The organism is Mesorhizobium sp. M7A.F.Ca.US.005.03.2.1 (assembly GCF_003997795.1).
Classification (GTDB): Bacteria; Pseudomonadota; Alphaproteobacteria; order Rhizobiales; family Rhizobiaceae; genus Mesorhizobium; species Mesorhizobium ciceri.
Window position 1 is genome coordinate 1 of record NZ_RZRP01000379.1, and the last position, 5,897, is coordinate 5,897.

General features: G+C 64.8%; 7 protein-coding genes. 6 read left to right on the plus strand and 1 reads right to left on the minus strand.

From position 1 onward, the window contains the following. The 5 genes from EN991_RS20450 to EN991_RS20470 all read left to right on the plus strand — a co-directional run. The coding region (locus EN991_RS20450) for an alpha/beta fold hydrolase (RefSeq protein WP_127369408.1) at positions 1–1,005 on the plus strand (1,005 nt) is incomplete at its 5' end. A gap of 63 nt (positions 1,006–1,068) precedes the next feature. Continuing rightward, positions 1,069–1,392, plus strand: a complete 324-nt coding sequence (locus EN991_RS20455) for an NIPSNAP family protein (RefSeq protein ID WP_063168741.1) — start codon at positions 1,069–1,071, stop codon at positions 1,390–1,392. Between the two features lies 1 nt (position 1,393). Then, positions 1,394–2,263 (plus strand): hypothetical protein, encoded by an 870-nt coding sequence (locus EN991_RS20460; protein WP_127369409.1) that lies wholly within the window; start codon positions 1,394–1,396, stop codon positions 2,261–2,263. After that, positions 2,260–3,186 carry a 3-hydroxyacyl-CoA dehydrogenase NAD-binding domain-containing protein gene (locus EN991_RS20465; RefSeq protein ID WP_127369410.1) on the plus strand — a complete coding sequence of 309 codons (927 nt, stop codon included), beginning with the start codon at positions 2,260–2,262 and terminating at the stop codon, positions 3,184–3,186. Before EN991_RS20460 ends, EN991_RS20465 begins: the two co-directional genes overlap by 4 nt. Positions 3,187–3,204: 18 nt before the next feature. After that, complete coding sequence (locus tag EN991_RS20470) at positions 3,205–3,954, plus strand: SDR family oxidoreductase (RefSeq protein WP_063168744.1); 750 nt, start codon at positions 3,205–3,207, stop codon at positions 3,952–3,954. A gap of 28 nt (positions 3,955–3,982) precedes the next feature. Here EN991_RS20470 and EN991_RS20475 read toward each other — a convergent pair whose 3' ends face one another. Then, on the minus strand, positions 3,983–4,825 hold the full coding sequence (locus EN991_RS20475) for an NAD(P)-binding domain-containing protein (protein ID WP_127224188.1): 843 nt from the start codon (positions 4,823–4,825) through the stop codon (positions 3,983–3,985). Between the two features lie 21 nt (positions 4,826–4,846). Between EN991_RS20475 and EN991_RS20480 the strand changes: the two genes are divergently transcribed. Next, a complete protein-coding gene (locus EN991_RS20480; RefSeq protein ID WP_063168746.1) occupies positions 4,847–5,620 on the plus strand; it encodes a GntR family transcriptional regulator in 774 nt (257 codons plus the stop codon). The last annotated feature ends 277 nt before the right edge of the window (positions 5,621–5,897 follow it).

The window sequence follows — 5,897 nt, forward strand, 5'->3', positions numbered from 1 at the left end:
GCCGAAACCAATCCGCGCGATCCTGTGACCAGCGAAGCGCCTTCCTCCATCCGGCCGCCCGGCAGCCGTGCAGTCGCAAGCCCGCTGGCCCGGCGGCTTGCCGCTGCGGCCGGGCTCGACCTTGCCGCCATTGCGGGAAGCGGCCCGCGCGGGCGCATCAAGAAGCGCGACATCGATGCCACCCTAGCCGCCCTCTCCAATGAACATGACAGCGCAGGCCAGCGAACGCCGGCGACGGCCCAGACGCCATCCATTGCCGCGCCAACGCTGACCCGACAGCCGGCGCCCGTGGTCCTCATCCACGGCTTCGGGGCGGATCGCTCGGTGTGGCGGCAGGTCGTGCCCTTGCTCGGTCCGGAGATCGAGACGATCAGCCTCGACTTGCCCGGCCATGGCGTGGAAGCGGTAAGACCTGCAAGCAGCATCGAGGAGATCACCTTCCTCCTCTGCGACCAACTGGAGGAGATGGGCGTCGGCAATGCCCATCTCGTCGGCCATTCCCTGGGCGGTGCGGCGGCCCTCGCGCTCGCCCGGCTGGGCCGTCTTACGGTGCGCTCTGTGACGCTCCTTGCCCCTGGCGGGCTTGGCCCCGAGATCAATGCCGGCTTCATCGCCGGTCTTGCCCGCGCGACCACGGTGCAGGCCTTGGAGCGGTGGCTGGCGGTGATGGTCGGCGACCCCTCAGCCTTACCGACCGGCTATGCGCAGGCCGCGCTCAGACAGATGGAAAAGACCGGCAATCGCGACGCGCTCGCTGCGATGGCCGAAAGCCTGTTCCCGGACGGCACGCAGGGGTTCGATCTCGCGGGCGCGCTTGCAGAGCTTGCCGTGCCGACCCGGCTCCTCTGGGGCAGGCTCGACCGCGTCATTCCGGTCGCCCATGCGGCCCGCGCGCCGGGCTTCACTGCCGTTCATCTTCTCGATGGCATCGGCCATGCACCGCAGATAGAGGCACCGGCGCTCACCGCCCGGCTGATCGCCGAGACGGTGCGAAGTGCCGGCTGAGCCGGCAAGACCATCACGCCCGCGTCAAGGGCGCCACGACAGAATGTCAGAAGGAGTGCCGATATGATCTTCGACCATCGCACCTACACCGCCCGCCCCAACAAGCTGTCGCATTTCCTCAAACTCTACGAGGACGTCGGCCTGCCGATGCAGCGGCATTATCTGGGCGAGCCCTTCGGCTTCTTCCAGACGCATATCGGCGACCTCTCGCGCACCGTGCATCTGTGGAGATATGAAAGCCTTGCCGACCGGGAGGAGCGGCGCGACCGCATGGAGGCAGACCCGGAATGGCAGGCCTACCGGCGCAAGGTGATCGAGACCGACTATCTGCTCGACATGCGCAACCAGATCCTCAAACCCGTCTCGTTCTTCAATCCGGGAAAATAAGATGGACCTGACTTTCTCGACCGAGGGGCGCAGCTGGCCGCTGCGCCTGACTGGCGATGCCGAGCGCACGCGCCGCGCGCTGCTTTCGGCCTTGCCGATGCGTCTGCAGCTGCACACGCCGAAGATCGCCGGCAGCCATATCTATTGGCATGCTCCCTTCGTCGAGGATATCGAGGGTGCTACGCATGTGCTTTCCGCGACCGCCGGCGCATTCATCTACTGGCCGGTGCGGCAGTTCCTCGAAATCACCTTCGCGCCGCTTCAGGCGGAGAATGCCGAGATCACCGTTCTCGGCCATCTCGACGCGCCGGTGGAAGGCATTGCCGAACTTGCCGCGACACTGAAACAGGACCAGGGCCGCCGCATCCTGGAAGGCACGCTTGTCCGGTCGGATGGCGGCGTGTCCGAGTCTTCGCCGCCATCGTCGCTGCCACAGGATATCATTGCCGCTCGCAAGGCGCTGTGGGTGTTCTGTCCCGCCGACATCAGCCGGGTCACCGCGTCACGCGCCATCATGCACCCGGCAGGGCCTGTCTTCACCGCGGAATCAGAAGCGCGGGTGCTGCACGAATTCCTCTGGTGGATCCGCGCCGAGCGCGGCCGGAAGGACGAATTGGTGCTGCGCCAGGCGGCAGCAATCGCGCTCGACAAGACCGCGACCCGGCTACGCGATTTCTGCCACATGGAGGAAACGCCTGCCCTGCTTTTCCGGCTCAAGGCGGCGATGGACGGCAACTATCCGTTCGGTGCGCTGATGGACGAGGCGATCCTGGCTACCGGGCGGGTCGGCGCTTGGATCGATCTTCTCATCCCGTGGAACGACCTCAACGAGGCCTTCCGCGCTGCGCTTGACGGCAGGAGGGCCGGATGATGGAAAAACTGACCATCGGCATTGTCGGTTTCGGCGTCATCGGGCAGCGCTGGACGGCTTGCTTTGCCCATGCCGGCCACGCGGTGCGCGTGTTCGACCCGACAGAGCGGCGCGAAGCGGCTTTCAACGAGGTGCTGCCTGCACTCATGGCCGACCTAGACGCGTTGAAGGGATCCTCGCCCTCGCCCGGCGAGATCCATCTTTTTCCGACGCTCGCCGAGACGCTCCAAGGCGTCGATTTCGTGCAGGAGAACGGTCCGGAAGACCTGGCCCTCAAGCGCCGGCTGCTCGCCGAGATCGAAGATCATGTCGGTGACGAGGTCGTCATCGCCTCCTCCTCCTCGGCCCTGCTGGTGTCCGACATGCAGGGCGAGTGCCGCCTGCCCGGCCGCGTCGTGCTCGGCCATCCCTTCAATCCAGCGCATCTGATGCCGCTGGTCGAGATCGTCGGCGGCAAGACATCGGATCCACAAGCGATCGCCCGCGCACGCGCCATCTATGAAGCCATCGGCAAGAAGCCGGTAACGCTCAACCGGGAGGCGACCGGCCATATCGCCTTGCGCCTGATGGGCGCCATGTGGCGCGAGGCGATCGCTCTGGTGCGAGACGGCGTCGCCTCGGTCGAGGACGTGGATCGTGCCTTCATGTATGGGCCGGGCGCGAAATGGACCCTGCAAGGTTCGTTCATCTCCAACAGCCTCAACGCCGATGGCATCGAGGACTTCCTGCGCAAATATGGCCCGACCTATCAGGCGATCTGGGACACGCTGCTCGACGCAAAGCTTGACAGCGAGACCATCCGCTCGATCACAGCTTCGACAAATGCGGCGGTAGGCGGGCGCAGCCACGAGGATCTGAAGGCCGCGCGCGAGCCTGGCCTGGTCGGCATTTTGAAAACAGTGGCCGCACACGGTGCACTCTAATCGTCACGGAGAATGGCCATGACCTATCGCACCGCCCTCGTCACCGGCGCCTCGAAAGGCATCGGCGCAGCGATCGTCGAGAGCCTGATCGCGGAAGGATTGACCGTCCATGCGCTGGCGCGCAGCCGTGGCGCGCTACAGGTCCTGCAGGAGAGGCTCGGGCCACGCGTGAAACCGCTTGTCGCCGATGTGCGCGACAACGAGGCGATCGCTTCTGCGCTCGGTGCGGCGGAAATCGATGTCCTGGTCAACAATGCCGGCGGTCTGGCGACCGTGCGCCCCCTGCACGAACAGAGCGCGGAGGAAACAGCCGAGGTGGTGGCGCTGAACCTCACCGCACCCTTGCAGCTCATCCGCATGTTGCTGCCGGGCATGATCGCGCGCAAGCGTGGCCACATCTTCAACCTGACCAGCACGGCTGCCAGCGGCGTTTTTCCCGGCACGACGACCTACGGTGCGGCCAAGGCCGGCCTTTCCCAGGCCGGTCGCATCCTGCGCTATGATCTCGCGGGCACCGGCGTGCGGCTGACCGAGATCGCCCCGGGCCGTGTGGAAACGGATTTCTATCTGAAGGCCTTCGACGGCGACCGCGAGGGCTTGCGCAAGCGCATGTACTCGCAACAGCGGCCGCTCGGCCCGGCCGACATTGCCGCCGTGCTTGCTACCGCGCTGCGGATGCCGGATCATGTCGACATCAGCGAACTGACCGTCGCGCCGAGCGAACAGGCGCCCGGCGGCCATACCTATCCGCCCGCGCCGCAACGATGAGCATGCGTGGCGTCAGCGACGCCGCGCCTCAGTCCGGCTCGGTCAATTTGTCGAGCACGGCCGTGCAGGCCTCCTCCCAGGCCGCAGGCACTCCGCGCGCCGAAAGCACCTGCAGACCCCGCTCGGTGATGCCGCCCGGTGTCACCAGCTCCTCGAGCATCTGATGCATCGGCTGGTCTTTCTCCTCAATCAGCCGCCCGGCGGCCACGAACGTCATCGCCGTCAGCCGGCGGCCAATTGCCGGATCGAGACCTCGCGCGCTCGACCATTCAGTCGTCCTGCGGATCAGATCCTGCACCCAGCCATAGATGGCGGCATTGACCGTCGCCAACTCGAAGTCCGTTTCGCTGGCCAGAGCGATCGAGGGGCCAAGCCAGTCGAGGACCGCCCGCGCCTGCTCAAGGTCGGGGAAATAGATCGTCGGACTGGCACAGATTTCGGAAGCCGTGAACGGCATGGCGCGCACCGCGCGCGCAGGCGCGACAGCAAACCGCGATAGCGCTACGCCGGCGCAAACCGAAACCATTGTTTGGTCCGTGCGCCACGGCAGGCCAGCGACCGCATCCGGCGCATGCACGGGCCGCACCGCAACAATGACGACATCGGACTGTTCGACGAGATCGCGATTGTCGATTGCCAGCCGAAAACCGTGCCGGGCGGAGAGCGCCGCCGCCTTGCCTCGCGGCGACAGCACGATCGCCGCGGGATCAAGCCCGGAACGCAAGAACCCAGCCAGCATGGACGTCGCCAGATGCCCGACCCCAAGAATGCCTACAATCATTGTTGTCCCCCGGATTTGAACCTGCTGCTTGCCATTCACACGAAGTTGGGAAAGAAAGGCGGCTCTACAAAGTGTCGACACAGCCTGCATACAAATCAGATGAGAACCGACGTGACCGAACGAGCCGAGACCAGTGCCGATAGCGACCCGTCCCTTGCCGCTGAAGCGGAGACGCGCCGCGCTGCCGATAGCAGCGAACGCGCCTACAACACCATCCGCAAGCTCCTGGTCGAATTCAAGCTGAAGCCCGGAGAGCGCATCAACGAGGTCCAGCTTTCGCGCGGCCTTGGCCTTTCGCGCACACCGATCCGCGAGGCGCTGAACCGGCTCGCCTCCGAGGGTTTCGTTTCGCTCACGCCCAATCGAGGCTTTTTCGTCAGAAGCCTCAGCACCGAGGGCCTGCTCGATCTCTACGAGTTCCGCTCGATCATCGAGTGCGCTGCTTTCAAGCTGATGTGCGAGCGCGCCGACGACAGCGAAATCGACCGGCTGCGGAGCTACTGGGAAGCGATCGTCGACGCCTACCCGGACCAGCCGCCGGATGTCATCCTGGCCGAGGACGAAGGCTTCCATCTGCTCATCGCCGAACTCTCCGGAAATCCGGAACTTGTCGGCCAGCTCAGCTCCATCAATGCACGCATCCGCTTCATCCGCCGCATCCAGATCGAACATCCTTCGCATGACAAGGCGCAGATCACCTCCCATTCGGCCATCGTCGAGGCTGCCGTCAAGCGCGATGCCGAGAACGGCGCGAAACTGTTGCGCGAACATATCGAAATGACCGTCTCCGCCACGCAGCAAGCGCTCAAGGACGCCTTGCTCAAGGTTTTCGCGCCCGACAATGGCGCCGAGCTGAAGCGTCGCCGAAGGGCTCGCGACGCATAATCGATATCTGAGCACAAAATTGAACGCAATAGTGTCGACACTTTCTTGACGACGATCCCTTTGTCTGCTTCGATGGGCTTACACGGGGAAGAAGACCGCAACGGCCTCCCCCTGTCGTAGTCAGCAGCTAAGGGGAACCATGATGAAAAAATCTATCGCCACACTTCTTCTCGGCGCCTCGCTTTTTGCAGCGCCGGCCATGGCCGAGCAGATTACCGTCGGAATGTCCGCGCCGCTCTCGGGCGCGCAGGCCTATTTCGGCAGCACCTGGCACAAT